21 protein-coding genes are annotated in these 20,786 nt (G+C 41.6%); 13 read left to right on the forward strand and 8 right to left on the reverse strand.

The genetic code is table 11. From position 1 onward, the window contains the following. Positions 1 to 35: 35 nt before the first annotated feature. Positions 36 to 425 carry a GxxExxY protein gene (locus ACP14Y_RS12405; protein WP_424963277.1) on the reverse strand — a complete coding sequence of 130 codons (390 nt, stop codon included), beginning with the start codon at positions 423 to 425 and terminating at the stop codon, positions 36 to 38. A 100-nt stretch (positions 426 to 525) separates the two neighbouring features. Here ACP14Y_RS12405 and aspS point away from each other — a divergent pair, with 100 nt between their 5' ends. Both aspS and ACP14Y_RS12415 read left to right on the forward strand, forming a co-directional pair. Further along, a complete protein-coding gene (aspS, locus tag ACP14Y_RS12410; RefSeq protein ID WP_424963278.1) occupies positions 526 to 2,286 on the forward strand; it encodes an aspartate--tRNA ligase in 1,761 nt (586 codons plus the stop codon). Between the two features lie 47 nt (positions 2,287 to 2,333). Next, the gene (locus ACP14Y_RS12415; protein WP_424963279.1) at positions 2,334 to 3,266 is read left to right on the forward strand and encodes a glycerophosphodiester phosphodiesterase; all 933 of its coding nucleotides are present in this window, start codon (positions 2,334 to 2,336) and stop codon (positions 3,264 to 3,266) included. Here the strand turns inward: ACP14Y_RS12415 and ACP14Y_RS12420 are convergent. Both ACP14Y_RS12420 and ACP14Y_RS12425 read right to left on the reverse strand, forming a co-directional pair. Then, the gene (locus tag ACP14Y_RS12420; protein ID WP_424963280.1) at positions 3,238 to 4,212 is read right to left on the reverse strand and encodes a tetratricopeptide repeat protein; all 975 of its coding nucleotides are present in this window, start codon (positions 4,210 to 4,212) and stop codon (positions 3,238 to 3,240) included. The genes ACP14Y_RS12415 and ACP14Y_RS12420 overlap by 29 nt on opposite strands. A gap of 5 nt (positions 4,213 to 4,217) precedes the next feature. Continuing rightward, the gene (locus ACP14Y_RS12425) at positions 4,218 to 5,864 is read right to left on the reverse strand and encodes an amidohydrolase family protein (protein WP_424963281.1); all 1,647 of its coding nucleotides are present in this window, start codon (positions 5,862 to 5,864) and stop codon (positions 4,218 to 4,220) included. Between the two features lie 54 nt (positions 5,865 to 5,918). Here ACP14Y_RS12425 and ACP14Y_RS12430 point away from each other — a divergent pair, with 54 nt between their 5' ends. After that, the gene (locus ACP14Y_RS12430) at positions 5,919 to 6,476 is read left to right on the forward strand and encodes a thioredoxin family protein (protein WP_424963282.1); all 558 of its coding nucleotides are present in this window, start codon (positions 5,919 to 5,921) and stop codon (positions 6,474 to 6,476) included. Here the strand turns inward: ACP14Y_RS12430 and ACP14Y_RS12435 are convergent. Both ACP14Y_RS12435 and ACP14Y_RS12440 read right to left on the reverse strand, forming a co-directional pair. Continuing rightward, positions 6,473 to 7,438, reverse strand: a complete 966-nt coding sequence (locus tag ACP14Y_RS12435) for an NAD(P)H-dependent flavin oxidoreductase (protein ID WP_424963283.1) — start codon at positions 7,436 to 7,438, stop codon at positions 6,473 to 6,475. The two genes, ACP14Y_RS12430 and ACP14Y_RS12435, sit on opposite strands and share 4 nt — an antisense overlap. 80 nt (positions 7,439 to 7,518) lie before the next feature. Continuing rightward, positions 7,519 to 7,971, reverse strand: coding sequence for a hypothetical protein (locus tag ACP14Y_RS12440; protein ID WP_424963284.1), 453 nt, complete (start codon positions 7,969 to 7,971; stop codon positions 7,519 to 7,521). Positions 7,972 to 8,080: 109 nt separating this feature from the next. Between ACP14Y_RS12440 and panB the strand changes: the two genes are divergently transcribed. The 4 genes from panB to ACP14Y_RS12460 all read left to right on the forward strand — a co-directional run bounded on the left by panB (position 8,081) and on the right by ACP14Y_RS12460 (position 13,102). Then, positions 8,081 to 8,896: a 3-methyl-2-oxobutanoate hydroxymethyltransferase gene (panB, locus tag ACP14Y_RS12445; RefSeq protein WP_424963285.1), complete on the forward strand. Its 816-nt coding sequence runs from the start codon at positions 8,081 to 8,083 to the stop codon at positions 8,894 to 8,896. Between the two features lie 74 nt (positions 8,897 to 8,970). Beyond that, on the forward strand, positions 8,971 to 11,187 hold the full coding sequence (locus tag ACP14Y_RS12450; RefSeq protein WP_424963286.1) for an NADP-dependent isocitrate dehydrogenase: 2,217 nt from the start codon (positions 8,971 to 8,973) through the stop codon (positions 11,185 to 11,187). Between the two features lie 183 nt (positions 11,188 to 11,370). Next, positions 11,371 to 12,252: a hypothetical protein gene (locus tag ACP14Y_RS12455; RefSeq protein ID WP_424963287.1), complete on the forward strand. Its 882-nt coding sequence runs from the start codon at positions 11,371 to 11,373 to the stop codon at positions 12,250 to 12,252. A gap of 217 nt (positions 12,253 to 12,469) precedes the next feature. After that, positions 12,470 to 13,102, forward strand: coding sequence for a hypothetical protein (locus tag ACP14Y_RS12460; RefSeq protein WP_424963288.1), 633 nt, complete (start codon positions 12,470 to 12,472; stop codon positions 13,100 to 13,102). Between the two features lie 14 nt (positions 13,103 to 13,116). On the opposite strand, the gene ACP14Y_RS12465 is transcribed toward ACP14Y_RS12460, so the two are convergent. Continuing rightward, a complete protein-coding gene (locus tag ACP14Y_RS12465; protein ID WP_424963289.1) occupies positions 13,117 to 13,515 on the reverse strand; it encodes a hypothetical protein in 399 nt (132 codons plus the stop codon). Positions 13,516 to 13,660: 145 nt separating this feature from the next. Between ACP14Y_RS12465 and ACP14Y_RS12470 the strand changes: the two genes are divergently transcribed. From ACP14Y_RS12470 to ACP14Y_RS12490, 5 genes are read left to right on the forward strand one after another with little or no spacing between them, the layout of a single operon-like run. Then, positions 13,661 to 14,422 carry an SDR family oxidoreductase gene (locus tag ACP14Y_RS12470; protein WP_424963290.1) on the forward strand — a complete coding sequence of 254 codons (762 nt, stop codon included), beginning with the start codon at positions 13,661 to 13,663 and terminating at the stop codon, positions 14,420 to 14,422. A 9-nt stretch (positions 14,423 to 14,431) separates the two neighbouring features. Beyond that, complete coding sequence (locus ACP14Y_RS12475) at positions 14,432 to 15,655, forward strand: acyl-CoA dehydrogenase family protein (RefSeq protein ID WP_424963291.1); 1,224 nt, start codon at positions 14,432 to 14,434, stop codon at positions 15,653 to 15,655. 2 nt (positions 15,656 to 15,657) lie between these two features. Further along, positions 15,658 to 16,704 (forward strand): phosphotransferase family protein, encoded by a 1,047-nt coding sequence (locus tag ACP14Y_RS12480; RefSeq protein WP_424963292.1) that lies wholly within the window; start codon positions 15,658 to 15,660, stop codon positions 16,702 to 16,704. An 8-nt stretch (positions 16,705 to 16,712) separates the two neighbouring features. After that, on the forward strand, positions 16,713 to 17,390 hold the full coding sequence (locus ACP14Y_RS12485) for a histidine phosphatase family protein (protein WP_424963293.1): 678 nt from the start codon (positions 16,713 to 16,715) through the stop codon (positions 17,388 to 17,390). Beyond that, entirely contained in the window at positions 17,387 to 18,217 is an 831-nt protein-coding gene (locus ACP14Y_RS12490) for an SDR family NAD(P)-dependent oxidoreductase (protein WP_424963294.1), read from the forward strand. Before ACP14Y_RS12485 ends, ACP14Y_RS12490 begins: the two co-directional genes overlap by 4 nt. An 8-nt stretch (positions 18,218 to 18,225) precedes the next feature. Here ACP14Y_RS12490 and ACP14Y_RS12495 read toward each other — a convergent pair whose 3' ends face one another. Both ACP14Y_RS12495 and ACP14Y_RS12500 read right to left on the reverse strand, forming a co-directional pair. Next, on the reverse strand, positions 18,226 to 19,011 hold the full coding sequence (locus ACP14Y_RS12495) for an SDR family NAD(P)-dependent oxidoreductase (RefSeq protein WP_424963295.1): 786 nt from the start codon (positions 19,009 to 19,011) through the stop codon (positions 18,226 to 18,228). Positions 19,012 to 19,059: 48 nt separating this feature from the next. Further along, the gene (locus tag ACP14Y_RS12500) at positions 19,060 to 19,587 is read right to left on the reverse strand and encodes a TetR/AcrR family transcriptional regulator (RefSeq protein ID WP_424963296.1); all 528 of its coding nucleotides are present in this window, start codon (positions 19,585 to 19,587) and stop codon (positions 19,060 to 19,062) included. A gap of 55 nt (positions 19,588 to 19,642) precedes the next feature. On the opposite strand from ACP14Y_RS12500, the gene ACP14Y_RS12505 reads away from it, so the two are divergent. Continuing rightward, a complete protein-coding gene (locus ACP14Y_RS12505; RefSeq protein WP_424963297.1) occupies positions 19,643 to 20,776 on the forward strand; it encodes an MBL fold metallo-hydrolase in 1,134 nt (377 codons plus the stop codon). Positions 20,777 to 20,786 lie beyond the last annotated feature (10 nt).

A 20,786-nucleotide genomic window follows, 5' to 3' on the forward strand; every position in this document is an offset into this window, starting at 1 on the left:
AAGGTCAGAATTTTGATTGATTTGATTAAATGATTTCATGATTTTGATCGTGGTTTTCTTTGCAGCCTTTTGAACTGGAGGCTAGTAGATCCAAAATTCAATAGCAATCCCACTTCCATATTAAACGCTTCCAGATAGTTGATAGCTTGTGCTAAGTGTACATTTTCCAATTCTTTCACAGCTTTGATTTCAACTAGGATTTTGTTTTCAACAAAAAAATCAACTCTTCTTGTACCAATTTGTACGTTATTGTAGAAAATTGATTGTTCTTGCTCTCGCACAAAACCTAAATTGCACTCTTCAAACTCTATTGCTAAGGCTCGTTGATAGATGACCTCCTGAAATCCATTTCCAAGTGTTCGATGCACCTTCATGGCGTACCCAATAATCTTTTCAGTGATGTCAGAATGTTTGTATGTATTCATTTGAAAAATTTCTAACCTTGAATCTAATGAATCTTATAAATCCTATTAATCAAGGTTTACTTTTGCACCTCTTTTTAAAATTCAATCAAAGGAAAGATTTATGCTACGCACACATACTTGTGGAGAATTACGATCAGAACACGTTGGAAATACAGTCACTCTGACCGGATGGGTTCAAAAGCAACGAGATAAAGGAGGCGTGGTATGGATAGATCTCAGGGATCGATACGGGATCACTCAGCTGATTTTCGAAGAGGGAGTCACTGAGCAGTCGATCATAGATCAGGCTAAGAAAGTAGGTCGGGAGTTTGTTGTAAAAGCAACAGGTGAGGTTGTAGAGCGATATTCAAAGAACGATAAGATGCCTACTGGTGATATTGAGATTCGGGTAAATGAGTTTCAGATTCTAAATGTCTCAAAAGTCCCTCCTTTTACGATCGAGGATGAAACTGATGGAGGAGAAGATCTTAGAATGAGATATCGTTATCTCGATATTCGTAGAAATCCTGTGAGAGAAAAGCTGCAGCTGCGACATACCATGATGCAGAAGGTGCGCGAGTATCTAAATAAAGAAGCATTTGTAGAGGTGGAAACTCCTTATCTCATCAAATCCACTCCGGAAGGTGCACGTGATTTTGTAGTGCCTTCTCGTATGAACGAAAATGAGTTTTATGCATTGCCTCAATCACCCCAAACATTTAAACAGCTTTTGATGGTAGCTGGCATGGATCGTTACTTTCAGATCGTGAAGTGTTTTCGTGATGAAGATTTAAGGGCAGACCGTCAGCCTGAGTTTACTCAGATTGACTGTGAAATGGCTTTTGTGGAACAGGAAGATGTGCTTCAGACTTTTGAAGGCATGACAAAGTTTCTATATAAACAAATTAAAGACGTTGAGTTGGATGACTTTCAGCGTATCACATATGATGATGCGATGCAGAAATATGGTTCTGACAAGCCTGACCTACGATTTGGAATGGAATTCTGTGAACTGAATGACCTGGCCCAGGGAAAAGGATTTGTCGTCTTTGACAGTGCCGAACTGGTGGTAGGGATTAATGCGGAAGGATGTGCAGAATATTCACGAAAACAACTGGACGCTTTAACTGACTTTGTGAAGAAGCCACAAATTGGAGCTAAGGGCCTTGTTTATGTCAAGTATAACGAGGATGGATCGTTCAAATCATCTGTAGATAAATTCTTTGATCAGGAAGCACTGAAAGGTTGGGTTGAGAAGTTTGATGCCAAGCCTGGTGATTTACTTTTGATTCTTGCAGGAGAAGCAAATCAAACAAGAAAAGCACTTAACGAGCTTCGCCTTGAGATGGGGGAGCGTCTTGGGTTGAGAGATAGAAATAAAGTGGCAGCTGCATGGGTACTGGATTTTCCATTGCTGGAATGGGACGAAGAAACCCAGCGATATCATGCGATGCATCACCCGTTCACTGCTCCTAAACCAGAGGATATTGATAAACTTGACTCAGATCCAGGGGCTATCAGAGCAAACGCCTATGATATGGTGATCAATGGTGTTGAAGCAGGTGGTGGATCTATCCGTATTCATGATCGGGAACTGCAGGCCAAAATGTTTGAAGTATTAGGTTTTAGTAAGGAGGAGGCCGAAGAGCAGTTTGGCTTTTTGATGGGCGCTTTCGAATATGGCGCTCCGCCCCATGGAGGTATCGCGTATGGATTTGACAGAATGTGTGCAATCATGGCTGGAGAGCAAAGTATCCGTGATTTTATCGCATTTCCGAAAAACAACGCGGGACGTGATGTCATGATTGATTCACCAAGCAAGATATCTCAGGATCAGCTCGATGAGCTTGGCTTAAAACTGGTAGAACCTAAAAAACAGTAGTATTTAGTACTTTTTTACTAACTTTTGCGGTTAAATAATCACACCTGATGACTAAGAAATTTCTTCTTTACTCCGCGCCTTTTTTCATTTTGTTTGGAGCTTTCTCCTTATTCGAGCCTTGGTTTTACCGAAACCTGTTCGCCAGCACGTCTATCGACCGACTGGAAGGGAAAGAGTTTCAGATCATTGCTCACAAGGGCGCATCTGGACTGGCTCCTGAAAACACCATGGCTGCTTTTGAAAAAGCACTAGATCTTGGCGTTGATCAAATTGAGCTGGATGTTCGACACACAAAGGATGAAGAGATCATCGTATTTCATGATCAGCGGCTGGATCGTGTAGCACGTGATACTTTAGGAAATCCGGTCACTGGCGATGTGCACGACTATACCCTGGAAGAAATCAGACAGTTTGATGTTGGCTCGTGGTATGATTCACATTATGCCGATCAGCGAATTCCTACATTGAAAGAGGTGTTGGATTTTATTGATGGTCAGGTAACAGTGCTGATTGAGATTAAGCACATGGATCACCCTCACTACCATGATTTTGCAGAAAAATTAGTAGAGGTTGTAATGAGTGAAGAAAATGGAGAGGATTGGATCATTTTACAATCCTATGAGCCCAAATACCTGGATGAAGTTCATGAATTGGACCCATTCATTCAGACGAAAGCTTTGATTGTTGGAGAGGATTCGGCTCCATTGATTGCCTTCTATTTAGAGACCAGAATTCACATGGGTCGTGCCAAAGAAAGTAATCGGATGAAAGCCATTAACCCACAGTGGGAGACACTTTCACCACGCCGTGTTTTTCAAATGCATGCAAAAGGCTATGAGGTTCACGCGTATCCAGTGAATAGCCGGGAGGATATGATCAAGATGCTAAATGCAGGAGTAGATGGCATTATCACGGATTATCCAAATGTTGCTATCCAGCTTAGAAACGAGATCAGGAGACTGGGACAGGAAACGCAGTAGTAAGCTCAGCTTCTGCTGCAATATATCCGAAAGTATGCCAGCTTGGGCTATCCAGAATTTTCAGGAAAATTTCATTGGCTTTTTCCGTATTCCCTTGCTGTTGATACCAGTTGCCGATCCCATATCCAAGGGTAGGATCGATTTTTCCATCTTCCGGAAAGGCACGTGATAATAATGTTTCTGCTTTCTTCTCCCCTTTAAATAATAGCAAGAGATCCAGGTAGGCATCATTTTCAATAATTTCCATGTTTTCATCTATCTCAGCGAGTAGCTGATCTGCAAGCTCTGCATTGCCGATTTTTTTATAGGTCATGTATAACCAATAAGAGGTGGCGCTCAACAAGTCATCATTGTCACTAAACTCCATGCATTTTTTATACGCTGAAATCGCTTTGTCATACCTTCCATTGAGGTAATGAGCCAATCCGTAGTGGTACCAAATATTGAATTTATCGTTACCAAGAGGCTTATTTAGTTTGTTGGGTAATCCATCCGGTTCAATCGTATTTTCGGCATTAACGCTGTAAAAGGCCGCCATTTCAAAATCATTGACAGCTTTTTCAAGCTGGCGGGTGGTGATGTAACGATGGCCCCTGTGTCTGCGCAACTTGTATGATGTAGGAAATTTTTCTAAGCCTTTCGTATAAACATCAATAGCTTCTAAATATCTACCCAGGTATGCCAACCTCCGACCATACCAGATGATAAGTTCCAGGCTATCTGGATTAGCTTCATAATTGGATCGTGCTTTCTGCAGATTATTATCATGCCTGGCTCGAGCTTGATCGGTTAGCTGCTTTGCAGGCAGCTCCTCGCCCATCAGGTTGTAGATTTTAGTAGGGTCTTTCGTTTGGGCAATAGGCTCTTCATCTCGAGCATCCGCACGATTGCTACCGGACTGACAGCTGATTATTAGGATTGGAAGTATTATCAGGTATTTAATCATCACGTTTACTCTTTCCAGTTGGGGTATCCCGGTTGTTTCAATTCTTCACCGTTTTTGGCCTCTTTCACCATCTTGCGCACATCTTCGAGTAGCTCTTTTGCTTCATAAACCACCCCATCCTTTACGGTATACTTCACGCCACCCACTCTGGTGACTTCATTTCCTTCGGTTAATTTGATGGCTCCTGTTCCGTAAAGCACCTTCAGATTGGCCAGGGGATTTTCCTCCACAATTACCAGGTCAGCCAATTTCCCTTTTTCGATTGTGCCAATCTCCCTTTCCATTCCAAGTGCCTGAGCTCCCATCAAGGTAGCTGAGCGGATAACCTCAAGAGGATGAAATCCTGCCTCTCTCAGCAATTCCAGCTCACGTATATATGCAAATCCGTACAGCTGAAAAATGAAACCTGAATCAGATCCGGTAGTCACTCTTCCCCCTCTGTTTTTGTATTCATTCACAAACGTCATCCAGAGTTTGTAGTTTTCTTTCCAGGCCACCTCTTCTTCGGTACCCCAAAAGTGCCAGTAAGACCCATGTGACACTTTGCTAGGTTGGTAAAACTTCCATAGTGATGGAAGGGTGTAGTCTTTATGCCAATCGGCATTTCGTGATCGCATGAGGTCACGACTTGCTTCATAAATGTTGAAGGTTGGATCCAATGTGAAATCCAACTCAAGCAGACGGTTCATCACTGCATTCCATTTTTCAGAATATGGCTTGGCTGCCTGCTTCCAAAGTTTTCCAGCCTCTCCAAAGCGATGCTGCTCGTTTTGATAATTGTAATCAACCGGATAATCCTGAACGATACGATCATCAAACAAAGCTTCCGGCAACCCATACCAGTGTTCCATGGTGGTGAGGCCGGCTTCAGCAGAGTTCAGTACATTCCACCAGCCAACGTTTAGCTGGGCATGATGGCATGCAGATCGTAATCCCAATTTCTTATTTTCTTGTAGTGCAGCCGCCATCACTTCCGGTGATGCACCGAAGAATTTAATTCCATCAGCCCCACGACGATAATTTGCACGAACCCATGAAATTGCTTCCTCTGCGTTTGTGATCGGCCCTTTTAATACCTCGTTTCCAACCGATCTTTCCCCGGGAATATTTCTTACTACTTCAATTCCTTCCAAATTTTGGCCGAATGAGGTGTAAGCTAGAATTCGAGGGGCTGTAATTTCATTTTTGATGCTACGATTCCTGTGTCTGAGCACCCAATCCAACCCATTTCCAGCTGAAGGGTCACGGATGGTAGTAATCCCATGTGCTAGCCATAGTTTAAAAACATACTCGGCAGGGGTGCCCTGGCTGGAACCCCCGATATGCCCATGCATATCTACAAATCCTGGCAAAACATACATACCTGCTGCATCGATCTCTATCCCATTTCCTTCCAGTTTTGGTCTTCGGTCTGGATTGATCTCAACTCCGGGGTAACCTACCACCTGAACTTTCGTAATCTTATTTTTTTCAATCACGATATCGACAGGCCCAATTGGAGGGGCACCATTTCCGTTAATGACAGTAGCTCCTCTTATGATGGTCATATCATAGGGTCCGTCACCTGTGGTTCTGGATGGGGCCGGGGTGATTTGAGCCACTGTTGCCCTTATGGTAATAAATGATATAAGTATGAGAAGGAATTTTTTCATATATCGCGATGTATTAATTTTTAGCTTAGATTTAAAAATAATCAAATAACTAGTATGGCCGCAGTAGAATCGAATATGATGCCGCTTGGTACGGTAGCTCCTGATTTCAATTTACCTGATGTTATTTCTGGAAAGAATCTTTCTCTTGAAGATGTAAGAAAGGAATACGGATTGGTAGTAATGTTTATTTGTGCCCACTGCCCGTATGTGAAGAATATTGAAGAGGAAATAGCGGTGATAGCTCGTCAATACATGGATTTAAAAGTTGGGTTTGTAGCCATATGCTCAAATGATCCTACTGACTACCCTGAAGATGCTTCGGACGGACTCAAGGCTCAGGCAGAAGAGTTCGAATTCGGCTTCCCATATCTTGTAGACGAAAGTCAGGAAGTTGCAAAGGCCTATCAGGCCGCCTGCACACCAGATTTTTTCTTATTTGATGAAGATTTGAAGTGCATTTATCGTGGCAGATTTGATGCCAGCACCCCGGGAAATCCAGAACCGGTGACCGGTGATGATTTGGTTAACGCTTTAGAGGCTCATCTGGAAGATGAGCCTGTATTTGAAGATCAGAAGCCCAGTATCGGTTGTAGCATTAAATGGAAGAGTTAATACTTTTCGAGTAGCTTAGATTGTTCGGTCACGGCTTCCTTGAATTCAGTCTTAAGCCTTTTTACTAACTCAGTGACGGAGGGAGAATCATCAATTTTGGTGACTCCCTGACCGGCAGACCAGATCGTTTTCCAGGCTTTGGCTTCATCATTTGAAAGCTCTTCTCCAAAATCAACTTTCGCACTCTGCTTCCACATTTCTTCGTTGATCCCCATTGCTTCAAGACTTGGTCTCAGAAAGTTTGCATGAACACCAGAAACAGCTGCGGTGTAAACAACATCACTGGCGCCTGCATTAATAATCATCTGTCTGTACTCTTCCGGAGCTTCACTTTCTTTGGTATTGATAAAACGTGTACCCATATATGCTAAATCCGCTCCCATTTGCATGGCTGAAGCGACATCTTTTCCGGTAGATATACATCCAGAAAGTAAAATAGTCTTATCAAAAAATTTCCGCACCTCGCCTACAAAAGGCATTGGGTTTAATGTTCCTGCGTGTCCGCCTGCGCCTGCACAAACGAGAATCAATCCATCTACACCTGCTTCCGCTGCTTTCTCTGCGTGTCTCTTCATGATAACGTCGTGAAAAACCAAACCGCCATAGCTATGAACGGCATCAACAAGCTGAGTCACTGCTCCCAAGGAGGTGATGACTAAAGGCACTTTGTGTTTTACTACCACCTCAAGATCAGCTTTTAGCCTCGGATTTGTTTTGTGCACAATAAGGTTTACACCAAAAGGAGCCGCTTTTTTCCCAGTCTCTTCTTCCCATTTAGAAAGCTCTTCCTTTATTTCAATCAGCCATTCTTCAAATCCTTCGGTAGATCGGTTATTAAGCGCTGGAAATGTTCCAACGATTCCATTCTTACAGCACTCGATAACCAGCTTAGGGCCGGAGATTAGAAACATGGGTGCTGCTACTACAGGCAATTGTAGATTGGAAATGAATGGAGCTTTCATTGCTTGGATTAGGTTTTGATATATAAAAAAAATATTGAAGGGCAATTTAATCTGTAAGAGGAGAACATTTAGCAGGTGGATTACTCACATTCACCCAATTGATCATAAAGTTCTCTTATGTCACCAATGAAGGATTTTACAGCATCAGGCTCTTTACCAAACTCATAAGTCACTTTCTTTGACCTTTCCGGAGTGCTAATTTTGATCCATTCCGCTCCACCATCGGCACAATCCGGACAACCAATGGTTTCTTCAAGATCCATAAATGCAACAAGATCCACTTTTGATAAAAGTGAGCTGAAACCATTGCTAGCGGCACTACACGTTTTTTCCGTAAGGTTTTGATCCATTCGAGGGATTACTGTTTTGGAAACTTCTTGCTCTGATATTTTTAATGTTTGGATACAATAACCCGCACACATGCCAAAACTGGTCCCAAATTCAATTTCGATAACTTCTGAACTTTGTACTTGTTCCTGACAGTTAGACAGTAGTGCTGCGAAAAACACAAAAAGCACGGAAAGTAATTTCATTGTCATTTGAATTAATGTTTCCAATTTATATCAAATAAAATGCCACACCCAATTAGTGCATTTTATAGTCCATCCGTGATTTAGTAAATTGCGCATCCATTTTTACGCCATGAGTATACAAGGAAAAGTTAAAATCGTAACCACCCATCAGCTTCAGGAAATGAAAGCCAAAGGTGAGAAAATATCAATGCTAACAGCCTATGATTACTCCATGGCTAAAATCATTGATCAATCCGGGGTAGATGTCATATTAGTGGGCGATAGTGCGTCCAATGTAATGGCTGGCAATGAAACAACACTCCCCATCACCCTGGATCATATGATCTGGCACGCAACCTCGGTAGTAAAAGCTGTTAATCGTGCACTTGTAGTCGTAGATGTGCCTTTTGGTAGTTACCAGGGCAGCTCATCTGAAGCCTTGCGATCATGTATTCGTATCATGAAAGAATCTGGAGGTCATGCGGTAAAAATGGAAGGTGGCGTTGAAATCAAAGAGAGCATCAGTCGTGTGCTTTCTGCCGGTATCCCCGTAATGGGACATCTGGGATTAACTCCTCAATCCATTTACAAGTTTGGCACTTATACCGTCCGGGCCAAGGAAGAGGCGGAAGCTCAAAAACTTATGGAAGATGCAAAAATCCTGGAGGAGCTGGGTTGTTTTGCAATTGTCTTGGAGAAGATACCTTCCAAGCTAGCTAAGAAAGTTTCCGAATCTATCTCTATCCCAACGATAGGGATCGGAGCAGGCCCTGATACAGACGGTCAGGTACTTGTCGTTCATGACATGCTTGGCATTACCCAAGACTTTAAACCGCGTTTTTTACGCCAATATGCTGATTTGAATAAGATCATGAGTGAGGCTTTTGAAAACTACGTCTCCGACATTAAATCCCAAAAATTCCCCAACGAAAAAGAGAGTTACTAACAGCCTAGGGCTGATGAAACCAAGAACAATTGAATTACTGAATTTAAATAACTAAAAAACGATACTGATAGAAGATGGCGAAGATCATTTACACACACACCGACGAAGCACCTGCTTTAGCAACCAAATCTTTACTGCCGATCATTCAGGCATACGCCGGCAAAGCTGGTGTAGAAGTTGAAACACGGGATATTTCACTTGCAGGAAGAATCATTGCAGTTTTTCCTGAATTCCTATCTGAAGATCAAAGAATCGGGGATGCACTTTCAGAATTAGGGGAAATTGCAAAAACACCAGAAGCGAACATTATCAAACTTCCAAATATTAGTGCTTCCATTCCTCAGCTGCTAGCCGCTATCAAAGAGCTTCAATCTCAGGGGTATGCATTACCTGATTATCCAGTGGAGCCAAAAACCGATGAGGAAAAGGACATTAAAGCGCGATACGATAAGGTAAAAGGCAGTGCGGTAAACCCGGTGCTCAGGGAAGGAAACTCTGATCGTAGAGCACCTAAAGCAGTAAAAAACTTTGCCAGAAAGTTCCCACACTCCATGGGTAAGTGGAGTGCAGATTCTAAATCGAATGTTGCCAGTATGAGCGAGGGTGACTTTTACGGCAGTGAAAAGTCAACCACGGTTGTGAATGAGACGCATGTAAAAATCAAATTTCATGGTCAGGATGGGGAAACAGTTGATTTAAAAGAAAGCTTCCCGATCCAGGCAGGCGAGGTGATTGATGCTTCTGTGATGAACATGTTTAAGCTGAAGTCATTCATCGAGAAGGAGATTGAAGATGCGAAAGAGAAGAATATTCTTTTCTCTCTGCACATGAAGGCAACCATGATGAAGGTATCAGATCCTATCATCTTTGGTGCGGCAGTAGAGGTGTATTACAAGGATGTTTTTGAGAAGCATGCTGACTTGTTCAAGGAAATTGGTGTAGATCCGACCAGCGGAATTGGAGATGTCTACAATAAAGTACAATCGCTGGATGAGGCTAAAAGAAAAGAGATTGAAGCAGACATAGAAAAGGTATATGAAACCCGTCCGGCATTAGCTATGGTTAATTCTGACAAAGGAATCACCAATTTACATGTTCCAAGTGATGTAATCATAGATGCATCTATGCCGGCCATGATCCGAACATCCGGTCAAATGTGGAACAAAGACAACAAAACGCAGGATACGAAAGCCGTCATCCCGGATCGCTCTTATGCTGGTGTTTATCAGGCAGTAATTGATGATTGTAAAAAGAATGGAGCCTACGATCCTACCACGATGGGGAGTGTTCCAAATGTTGGTCTGATGGCTCAGAAAGCTGAAGAGTACGGATCGCATGATAAAACATTTCAATTTGATAAGCCTGGCAAAGTACATGTGGTGGATGCGGATGGAAATATACTTCTTGAACAAGAGGTACACACTGGGGATATTTTCCGCATGTGCCAAGTAAAAGACGCGCCTATCCAGGATTGGGTGAAGCTGGCAGTGAATAGGGCAAAGGCGACAGGATCTCCTGCTGTTTTTTGGTTAGATAAGGATCGTGCGCATGATGCAGAGCTGATCAAAAAAGTGGAAACGTATTTGAAGGATCATGATACCTCAGGTTTGGAAATTCACATCATGTCTCCAATAGAGGCCACTAAGTTTTCGGTGGATAGAATTAGAAAAGGTCAGGATACCATTTCAGTTACAGGAAACGTTTTGAGGGACTATTTAACTGACCTATTCCCAATTCTTGAGGTTGGAACAAGTGCGAAAATGTTGTCGATTGTTCCTCTGATGAATGGTGGAGGACTCTTTGAAACAGGAGCAGGAGGATCTGCACCAAAGCATGTTCAACAATTTGTAGAAGAGGGTCACCTAAGATGGGATTCACTGGGTGAATTCTTAGCTCTTGCTGTGTCATTGGATCACCTGGGCGAAAAATACGGTAACAAACGAGCAAAAGTTTTAGGCGAAGCGCTTGATAATGCTACATCAAAACTGCTTGAAGAGAATAAGTCTCCATCGAGAAAGGTGAATGAGATTGACAATCGAGGTAGTCACTTTTATCTGGCAATGTATTGGGCAGAGATGCTGGCCAACCAAGAGGAGGATGCTGCGTTGAAAACAGCTTTTGAAGACGTCTATCGACAGTTGGCGGCTAATGAAGAAAAAATCAACGAAGAGCTACTTGCTGCACAAGGAGAGCCTGTAGATATTGGAGGATATTATCAACCTAGTGATGCAAAAGCTACCGCTGCAATGAGGCCGAGCCAAAGTTTAAATCAGATAGTCAATAATATTTAGTTGTCGAACTATTCAAATCCTTGAAGCTCACCTAATCGGTGAGCTTTTTTGTTTTTGTATTATCCATCTATCTAAAAAAGAAGGCGAATGACCGAAAAAGTTTAATTGATTAGAAAAACAAACGATAATTTTTGATCTTTAAAATGGTTTGTCATTAACTGATTGAAAATACAATAACGGACCTTGGCTAAGGATCATAGAAATACTTTTGAATATAACGTACTTACTGTAGCCAGTGGGATTGGCTTGCTACGAGCAGTCCTGGAAGTCATAAGGGATTTGACAGAAACGAGTACAGGCCCTGATTTTTATCTGGATTTATGTCTGGTTGTTTTATTTATCTATGGATGCTATATCGGTATCACTAAACGAATTCATTCATCTTTATTAGTTTTTTCTTTTTATGTCCCTTTTGTTGGGATGATGATTTGGATGTTTTTTGACGGGGAGGGGTTAGTACATTCATCGGAGATAAACATCTATGCAAGTATTATCATTATTTCATTGACACTCAATTTTAGATGGTCGGTCATTCTTAATGCTGTATTTGTAGTAGCTATTTTCTTGGCTCTAGTTGCAATAGAATACCAATACCATTTCCTTGAGAATTTTATACCTATCGGTAACGGATCATTAAACTTCATTTTCTCATCATTCGGAACAATTGCTTTCATCTTATATGCTAAAAATGAATTTGTAAGAAGAAAAAAATCTCTTGCATCCGGCATTAAGTCATTGCACGCAAAGAATAGAGAGATAACTGAAAAAAATTCCTACTTACTTAAACAAAAGGAGGATCTGGAGCAGTTGACTACACAGCTCGACGAGAAGGTACGGAACGGAAACAAACTTCTTAGAAGCCATAAAAATCAGATGGAGCAATACCTGTCTTTATCCATCACCGAACTGTACGAAACATATGAAAATACGATTCAGTGCATTGATGATCTGGAAAAGGAAGAGGATGATATTGTTCAATTGATCATTCAGTCTGGTGATAACCTGAAAAAGGAAATGTCTAACTTAAGTGGAAAGATCGAGGAGGGGGTAAATGAATTCGCTTAGAAAACAAATAGCAGTCAAAAGCCTTGAACATCAGCTCTTTCTAATCACACTGTTCATCGCGATCCCTTATTTCGTAATGAATATGATCTTCGACGTTCTCAATGAGTCTTTTGGTGTTCCTTTAATAATCGACGCGACTTTTTTTGTTATTTGTTTACTGATGATTTGGTTGCAGGGGAAGACAAAGAATCGGAATGCTCTGATCAATATCTTTTGTGTGTTGATTGTAATAGGATTTGTGTTTTTCTGGATTTCTTCAGGGGGGATCAATGGCGCAGGCCCTTATGTATTTCCCATCATCTTAGTTTTGATTGTCCTGATCACAACAAAAATTACCAGTTACATCTTCTCTGCGTGTTTAGCTGGGTTAGTTCTATTGCTTACTACAGATTTAATACCTGTCAATGAAGAGATTGTTTACTCTGGTTTGGTGTTTGATTTTTTCATCAATCTGGTACTTGTAATTGTGCTGATGGCCACATTCAAAAGAGCTCTTGATAAGGAACAAAAAGCGTTGATAAGACAGAATGAGGTGATAAGAAACCTTAATAGAAAGCTTAGTCAAAAAGCAGCCGAAATGGAGCTTTATAATAGGGATATTTCGGCAATAAAAAACAACCTTGAAAAAGTAGCAGAACGACACACAAAGGATCTGCACAGAGAAAATCAACGCATTATCGAATACTCATTTATAAATGCTCATTTGGTACGAGCACCTTTAACGAACATTATGGGGCTTGTTGATCATGTAGAGGACAGGGCCAATTCTGAAAGGATTGAGGAACTGAAACAAAATGCACACAACCTTGATCGAGTGATCAGGAAGCTTGCTAATATTTTGAAGAGGTAAAGGTTGATTTTAACTTAATCCTTTTTTCGGAAAGAAAAATTTGTTCGATAACCTCTCAGGTTTCCTCTGATATCAAAAATGTAGGTGGTTTGAATTTGTTGATTTCCAAGTTGCAGTGTGTTCGAAAATGAAGTTCCTAACAAAAGGTCATCCATTTTAGCAAGATCCCTCATCGGGTAGTTTGTAAGGTTATATTGTTGGGGTGTAATTATTTTGAAATCATCAGGGGTGATTTCCTGACTGATCAGGGATTGACTCGGTAAATTGATTTGAAGAGGAGAAAGATTCCTATTAGAAAAATGATCCCTTTTAAAATCCAATGACTGATTGTCAAAAGATTGCAGATTCTTGAATGTAATCTGAGCATTTAGCTCATTTGCGAAAAGGAGAAAAATAAACGTTAGGTACTTCATGACATTAAAATCTACTTTAATGTAACGGCTCTCAAAACCAGTTTGTTTAAATAAAATAGGAGGGTGCTGGGAATTTATTCACTGGAAGATCGATGATATTCAATCATTAAGAATTATTTTGAGAGTCATTCCAAGCGAATTGAATTTGAAACGAAAAAACATATTAATAACAGGTGCCAGTTCAGGACTGGGAAAAGGCATGGCTAAGGAGTTTGTTAAACAAGGATGCAACCTGGCCTTATGTGCCCGAAGAGTTGAAAACCTGGAGGCATTGAAAAAAGAGCTTCATGAAATTAATCCTGATTGCAAGGTTTTTCTGCGCTCATTGGATGTGACAAATGCCCAGCAGGTGTTCGATGTTTTTAATGGGTTCAATCAGGATTTTCATGATGTGGGAGAACGACTGGATCGGGTGATCGTGAACGCGGGGATGGGGAAAGGTGCATCATTGGGCAAAGGACATGCTGAGGCGAACATGCAAACTGCCGTTACTAATTTCTGCGGAGCAATCAGTCAAATGGAGGCTGCAATGGAAATTTTCAGGGAGCAAAATCATGGGCACCTGGTAGCGATTTCATCCATGTCGGCATTCAGAGGTTATCCATTTGCAATGACCGTTTATGCAGCAACCAAAGCAGGACTTAAAAGTCTGGCTGAAGGAGTTCGCATAGACGTTTTAAAACGACCCATAAAGGTTTCATCTATTTTTCCGGGCTACATCGAATCTGAGATGACTGATAAAGTGGAAAAGAAGCCGCCTTTCATTATAAGTTTGGATAAAGGATCAAAACTGCTTGTGAAAGCAATCAATAAAGAAAAAGCGAACGCCTATGTGCCATTCTGGCCATGGTATTTCTTCAAGCTTTTAATGCCATTTATGACATCCAAAATGCTTCGAAAATTTTAGTCATTCAATATGAATTTTCAACCATCTCAGCGATCTCAGGAGTATCTTGAAAAATTAAAATCCTTTATGCAGGAGTATGTATTTCCCTTCGAACGGGAATACATCGAATATCATAAGAAACACAATGCTGATGGCAATTGGCAAAACTGGACCGAACACCCAAAGCTTGAAAGCCTGAAAACTAAAGCGAAGGAGGCGAAACTCTGGAATTTATTCTTACCGGATTCAGAACTAGGTCAGGGACTTAGCGTATTGGAATACGCTCCCCTTGCGGAGGAGATGGGACGAGTGTATAATTCTGCAGAGATTTTTAATTGCAATGCTCCCGATACGGGAAACATGGAAGTACTCTATCATTTTGGAAGTGAAGAGCAAAAAGAGCAATGGCTGAAACCACTACTCACAGGCGAGATAAAGTCTGTCTTCTGCATGACCGAACCGGATGTTGCTTCCTCCGACGCAACGAATATTGAAACTTCCATCGAGCCGGAAGGAGACGACATTGTCATTAACGGGAAAAAATGGTGGTCGACAGGACTGGGACACCCAAATGCGAAAGTGGCTATTGTGATGGGAAAGACGAAAGGTTCAGAGAACAAGCACCAGCAACACAGCATGGTGTTGGTGCCACTGGATGCGTCAGGTGTTGAAATCAAACGTATGCTAACCACTTTTGGAGCATACGATCCCCCTGCAGGACATGGTGAGGTGCATTTTAAAAATGTACGGGTACCGAAAGAAAATCTCATTCAGGATTTTGGGGCTGGTTTTGCAATTGCTCAGGGCAGATTGGGACCCGGAAGAATTCATCATTGTATGCGCTGCATTGGTGCGGCAGAGCGAGCATTGGAACTAGCAATTATTCGTAGTGGTACACGTCAGGCGTTTGGTAAATTATTGGCCCAATTAGGAGGGAACTCTGAACGATTTGCGAAAGCACGAATAGATATCGATCAAGCCAGGTTGCTTACGCATTATGCTGCATGGAAAATAGATCAGGCTGGGGTAAAAGAAAGCATGACCGAGATATCTGCGATTAAGGTGGTTGCTCCAAATGTTTTACAGGAAGTGACCGATATGGCTATGCAGATTCATGGTGGAGCCGGTCTTTCAGATGATTTTCCACTGACTAGCTTTTTTATTCAGGCCAGGGCCTTGCGGCTGGCGGATGGTCCTGACGAAGTGCACCAACGAATGATTTCTCGGTTAGAGTTTAAAAAATACCTCTCATAGCCATGGAAAAGGAGCAGCGTCCGGGTGAAGAACTGGATATGGATCGACTTCTTCCATGGATCAATGAGCACGTGCAGGGTTTGGAAGGAAATCCAAAGGTCACTCAATTCTCCGGAGGTGCCTCCAACTGGACCTATCGATTGCAGTTTGAGAATCAAGACCTGATCCTGCGTAGAGCTCCTTTGGGGAAAAAAGCTGCAGGAGCGCATAACATGCCGCGGGAATATTATCTTCAAAAGAAATTAAAGCCACATTACTCCTATGTTCCGGAGATGATCGCTGTTTGTGAGAATGAGGAAGTGCTGGGGTCTACCTTTTATTTGATGGAACGATTAGAAGGAATGATCCCCCGAAAAAACCTGCCTCGAGAAGTAGAATGGAATTCGGCAATGGTTAAAAACCTGTGTCGTTCGTTTTGGGATAAAATGATCGAACTACATCAGGTGGATTATCAAAAACATGGTCTGGATGATCTGGGAAAAGGTGAAGGATATGTGGAGCGACAGGTCAATGGGTGGAACAAGCGATTTGCAGATGCAAAAACCTGGAATGTGCCATCTGGAAAGAAAGTGATGAAATGGCTGGAGCAAAACATGCCTGAGGAAGAAAATTTGTGTGTCATTCACAATGACTTTCGCCTGGATAACGTGGTACTTGATCTGACTGATCCTTCAAACATCATCGGCGTGTTGGACTGGGAGTTGGCTGCTATTGGCGATCCTCTGATGGATTTAGGAAGCAGTTTGGCCTATTGGGTGCACGAAGATGATAATTTCTTTATCAAATCAATGCGGAGACAGCCAAGCAATGCCCTGGGAATGATGAAAAGACAAGAAATTATCGATTATTATGCTGAAAAGACGGGAAGAACCATAGAGGATTTTCGATTTTACAGAGTGTACGGGCTGTTTCGCCTGGCCGGCATTGCACAGCAGATCTATTATCGATATTCAAAGGGCTTTACCAAAAACAAGGCATTCAAGAACTTCTGGATGATTTCTATCTACCTGATAAAAACCTGTGAAAATGTGATGAAGCAAAAGCGATAATTATGGGGATGATCTACCTAATTCGTCATGGTCAGGCCGGTTTCCTGAAAGAAAACTACGATCAGCTATCAGAGCTTGGTGCTAGACAAGCTCAGCTACTGGGGAAAGCATTGAAGGAACGTAATCAATCCGTTTCCAAAATTATAAGCGGCTCCCTGATCAGACATAGAAAATCAGTGGATCACTCCCTGGAAAGCTACGGACAAAAATTATCGTTTACGTTAGATGATCGCTGGAACGAATACGACCACATGGAATTGTTGGCTAAGTACAACCCAAAATTCACGGATCACAGTGTGATAGGGGATCACCTGATGAAGGAAGAAAATCCCATGCGATCCTTACAGCAGATACTTAATAATTCCATTTCTGACTGGATCAAAGGGGAGAAGGAATACGTGCTGGAATGGCAATTATTCAAAGAAAATAGCTGGAAAGCCCTAAAAGAATTAGCAGATCAATTGAAGAGCGGAGAGAACGCCTGGGTATTTACTTCCGGTGGTCCCATTTCAGCGATTTTGATTCAGTTGTTATCCCTTAAAGACGAACAGTTTATTGACTTGCAAGGGAGGTTGGTTAATAGCAGTGTAACCAAAGTACTTGTTGGAAAGAATGGACTTTCTTTAAGTACATATAATGATTACAGTCACCTGGATCACAATCGCAACCTAATTACCTATCGATGACCACTTTGAAAAAACTGAATAGCAAGTATCCAAATAAAACAGTTTTCATCACCGGAGCTGCATCAGGTCTGGGTGCATCATTCGCCCGATTACTAGCTGAAAATGGATGGTCGCTCCATTTATCTGATATCAATAGCTCTGGGCTTGAAGCGTTGAAAGTCAAATTGAAAGAAGCCCGGGAAGTGCACATCTATGAGCTGGACGTAAGCGATAAGTTATCCTACCAACGAACCGTAGAGGCGATCCAAAAAAATACCTCCGTGGTTGATTTGGTTATTAACAATGCGGGTATCGGGGACGGAGAATTCTTTCAGGATTACAAACCGGATTTGTGGGAGCGCATGATTCAAATCAACCTGATAGGAGTGTACTATGGTTGTCACCATTTCATTCCATGGATGATTAACCAATCTTCCGGAACGATAATCAACATTGGAAGTGCAGCAGGATTCATGAATGCCCCGGGTATGTCCGCCTACAATGTGTCCAAGGCTGGTGTCTATGCACTTTCGGATACACTGTATCACGAATTGAAATCAAAGAATATCCACGTGAGTGTAGTTACGCCAACTTTTTTCAAGACCAATATCATGAGTCAGGCACAAGGCTCTCAGGCATTTGTGCATTTTGCTGAAAAGCAGATGCACCACTCGACCACCGATGCAGAAGAAATGGCACAAACTGTTTTAGGGCAGGCAGCCAACGGTAAATTCCACATCATTCATCCTAAAGAAGCAAGAAGAGCCTATTTTTTCAAGAAATGGTTTCCATCCCTTGTTTCCAGGCAGTTTGAAAAGATGATGGCTAAATTTTTACGAAAGCGATAGGAAACTCATCAGTCCTTTATCTCTTGCATTTGTCTCACCTGCCTCATCACAATTTTCTTGGGAGTGATTGGCAGGAATGACATCATGATTTTTTGAGAAAGCTTAAGACCAGATATTTTATCCATTTTTCCCTTGATCATGGCATTATATCCATCCTCCGCTACTGTTCGTGCACTTGTCAAATCAGTAAATAAATCAGTCTTATCCATACCGGAAACTTTACCAAAATCAGTCTCCGTGGCACCAGGCATCAGGTTGGTTACGGTAATATTGGTATCCTTCAGTTCTTCTACCAATGCATTGCTAAAAGAGGTTACAAAAGCTTTAGTTGCATAGTACACAGCCTGTAACGGACCCGGAAGGAGGCTGGCAGTAGATGAAACATTAAGAATTTTTCCTTCATTGCTTCTCACGAAATCCTGAAGGAAATAATGGGTCAGTTCAGTAAGTGCTGATACATTCAAATTGATCATATTAAGATCGTCATGAATATTTCGCTCATGAAACTTACCAACGCCTCCAAAACCAGCATTGTTGATTAGGTAACCCACTTCAATACCCTGCTTTTTCACTTCATCATAAAGCTCTCTAGCGGCCCCTGGTTTAGAAAGATCCTTCACTACTACATGTGCGGTGATACCATGTTTCTTTTCCAGCTCTTCTTTAAGCTCTTTCAGTTTTTCTTCACTACGTGCTACGATCACAACATCTCCACCTTGCTCAGAATGGATGTGCGCAAGCTCTTTTCCTATTCCGGATGATGCCCCGGTAATCAATGCAATTTTATTGTTCATAATATTTTATTTATCAGTGAGTAATCACTTATTTTGTATGTAAATTTTTTATAATTTGTATTTCTGCTTTAAAAATCGAACGGTTTCATCCATTTCATAAGATTCCTGAAGGATGCCCCGGGTGGCCAAACCATCCATTAGTGTGATTAGTAAGTTGGCCTCTTTATCGGGATGATTATATCTGAGCTGATCAAACGCACGAATAAGGGCTTCCTCAACTTCAGCCATTTTATGCTCTCCGTATAGTTCTAGCTCCCATTTGATCTTGAATTGCAACTTCCAAAATTCCAAAGCGGCTTTATTGTTCTTTACTTTGATTGGAAGTTCTACATACTTTTTTAGTAGTTCTTTAGGATCTGGCTCCAATACAATATCCGCAAATAAATCTTTGGCTCGTTCCTCACCGAGTTGAAGGATTGCTTGCAGCAAACCTTCTTTATTTGAGAAATGTCGAAAAATTAATCCCTCCGATACGCCAGCCCGTTTTGCCACCTTGCTCGTAGATGTACTCTTGTACCCTTCTTCAGCGAAAAGAGCCAAGGCGGCATTGATTATATTCTCTTGTTTTTCAGTCATAAAAGTGAGTAATCACTTACAAAAATAAGAAAATGTATTTACCTTGCAAAATATTATGAAATTATTCAAACGGATCATGCTTATTCTATTCACCATAGTGATTCTAGTCCTGGTTGCTACAGTCATCTTTTTTCGTACTGCACCACAGATCGGAGGTAAGCCATCAGGCAATCGTCTGGAGTGGATGCAAAAAGCCCCCAATTTCATTGATGGAAAATTTCAAAACACCGTAGAAACGAAGATGGAGATGTCCTGGGAGATGATAAGAAAGCCACTTAAGCACTATCTGTTTGAGGATAAGAGTATGAAGAATCCCAAAGAGCCAATCTCAGTTCAGACTTTTGATAAGGATGAGTTTGATAGCATTCCTGATGATAGCCTTGCATTTGTTTGGTTTGGTCATTCTACTATCTTGATGAAGATCAATGGCGTAACCTTATTGATTGATCCTGTTATTGTTGGTAAACGTGCTTCGATGTTTTCTTTTATGGGACCAGAAAGATTTGACTATTCACACCATATCACGATTGAGGAATTACCAAAAATTGATGCAGTGATTTTGTCTCACGACCATTATGATCATCTCGATTATCCAACAATTAAAGCGTTGAATGATAAAGTTGACCGATTCTATATCCCTCTGGGAGTAGGGGCTCATTTAGAAGAATGGGGGGTTATGCCCGAGCATATTAGAGAATTGAATTGGTGGGATGAGATAGAGTTTCAAGGCCTGAAACTCGCATTAACTCCAACCAGACATTTTTCCGGTAGGGGATTTGGTGATCGGTTTAAGACGCTTTGGGGTTCGTGGGTAATTATTGGATCAAACAAGAAGATGTATTTCAGTGGAGATAGTGGATACTTTCCCGGATTTAAGGAAATAGGTGAGAAGTATGGCCCATTCGACCTGACATTTATGGAGTGCGGGGCTTACAACGAAGGGTGGAGTGAAATTCATATGTTTCCGGAGGAAACAGCCCAGGCACATCTCGATGTGAAAGGGAAACTATTGATGCCTATCCATTGGGGAAAGTTTGATCTAGCGCTCCATCCATGGAAAGAATCGGTAAATCGACTAACTGAAAAAGCAAAAGCGGAATGCATCCCATTATTCACTCCGCAGGTTGGGCAGATGGTGTCTTTATCAGATAGCAGTGATTTAGATTCATGGTGGAAGAACGTTGACTGATGCTTATCTT

Origin of the sequence: Ekhidna sp. (assembly GCF_965247405.1) — a bacterium.
GTDB lineage: Bacteria > Bacteroidota > Bacteroidia > Cytophagales > Cyclobacteriaceae > Ekhidna.

Excerpts from the sequence above, each read along its gene's own strand:
- ACP14Y_RS12490 (WP_424963294.1), top strand. The coding sequence starts at position 17,387 with ATGACCACTTTGAAAAAACTGAATAGCAAGTATCCAAATAAAACAGTT.
- ACP14Y_RS12500 (WP_424963296.1), bottom strand. The coding sequence starts at position 19,587 with ATGACTGAAAAACAAGAGAATATAATCAATGCCGCCTTGGCTCTTTTC.
- ACP14Y_RS12420 (WP_424963280.1), bottom strand. The coding sequence starts at position 4,212 with ATGATTAAATACCTGATAATACTTCCAATCCTAATAATCAGCTGTCAG.
- ACP14Y_RS12485 (WP_424963293.1), top strand. The coding sequence starts at position 16,713 with ATGATCTACCTAATTCGTCATGGTCAGGCCGGTTTCCTGAAAGAAAAC.
- ACP14Y_RS12505 (WP_424963297.1), top strand. The coding sequence starts at position 19,643 with ATGAAATTATTCAAACGGATCATGCTTATTCTATTCACCATAGTGATT.
- ACP14Y_RS12415 (WP_424963279.1), top strand. The coding sequence starts at position 2,334 with ATGACTAAGAAATTTCTTCTTTACTCCGCGCCTTTTTTCATTTTGTTT.
- ACP14Y_RS12430 (WP_424963282.1), top strand. The coding sequence starts at position 5,919 with ATGGCCGCAGTAGAATCGAATATGATGCCGCTTGGTACGGTAGCTCCT.
- ACP14Y_RS12480 (WP_424963292.1), top strand. The coding sequence starts at position 15,658 with ATGGAAAAGGAGCAGCGTCCGGGTGAAGAACTGGATATGGATCGACTT.
- ACP14Y_RS12425 (WP_424963281.1), bottom strand. The coding sequence starts at position 5,864 with ATGAAAAAATTCCTTCTCATACTTATATCATTTATTACCATAAGGGCA.
- ACP14Y_RS12405 (WP_424963277.1), bottom strand. The coding sequence starts at position 425 with ATGAATACATACAAACATTCTGACATCACTGAAAAGATTATTGGGTAC.
- aspS (WP_424963278.1), top strand. The coding sequence starts at position 526 with ATGCTACGCACACATACTTGTGGAGAATTACGATCAGAACACGTTGGA.
- panB (WP_424963285.1), top strand. The coding sequence starts at position 8,081 with ATGAGTATACAAGGAAAAGTTAAAATCGTAACCACCCATCAGCTTCAG.
- ACP14Y_RS12450 (WP_424963286.1), top strand. The coding sequence starts at position 8,971 with ATGGCGAAGATCATTTACACACACACCGACGAAGCACCTGCTTTAGCA.
- ACP14Y_RS12465 (WP_424963289.1), bottom strand. The coding sequence starts at position 13,515 with ATGAAGTACCTAACGTTTATTTTTCTCCTTTTCGCAAATGAGCTAAAT.
- ACP14Y_RS12440 (WP_424963284.1), bottom strand. The coding sequence starts at position 7,971 with ATGAAATTACTTTCCGTGCTTTTTGTGTTTTTCGCAGCACTACTGTCT.
- ACP14Y_RS12475 (WP_424963291.1), top strand. The coding sequence starts at position 14,432 with ATGAATTTTCAACCATCTCAGCGATCTCAGGAGTATCTTGAAAAATTA.
- ACP14Y_RS12435 (WP_424963283.1), bottom strand. The coding sequence starts at position 7,438 with ATGAAAGCTCCATTCATTTCCAATCTACAATTGCCTGTAGTAGCAGCA.
- ACP14Y_RS12495 (WP_424963295.1), bottom strand. The coding sequence starts at position 19,011 with ATGAACAATAAAATTGCATTGATTACCGGGGCATCATCCGGAATAGGA.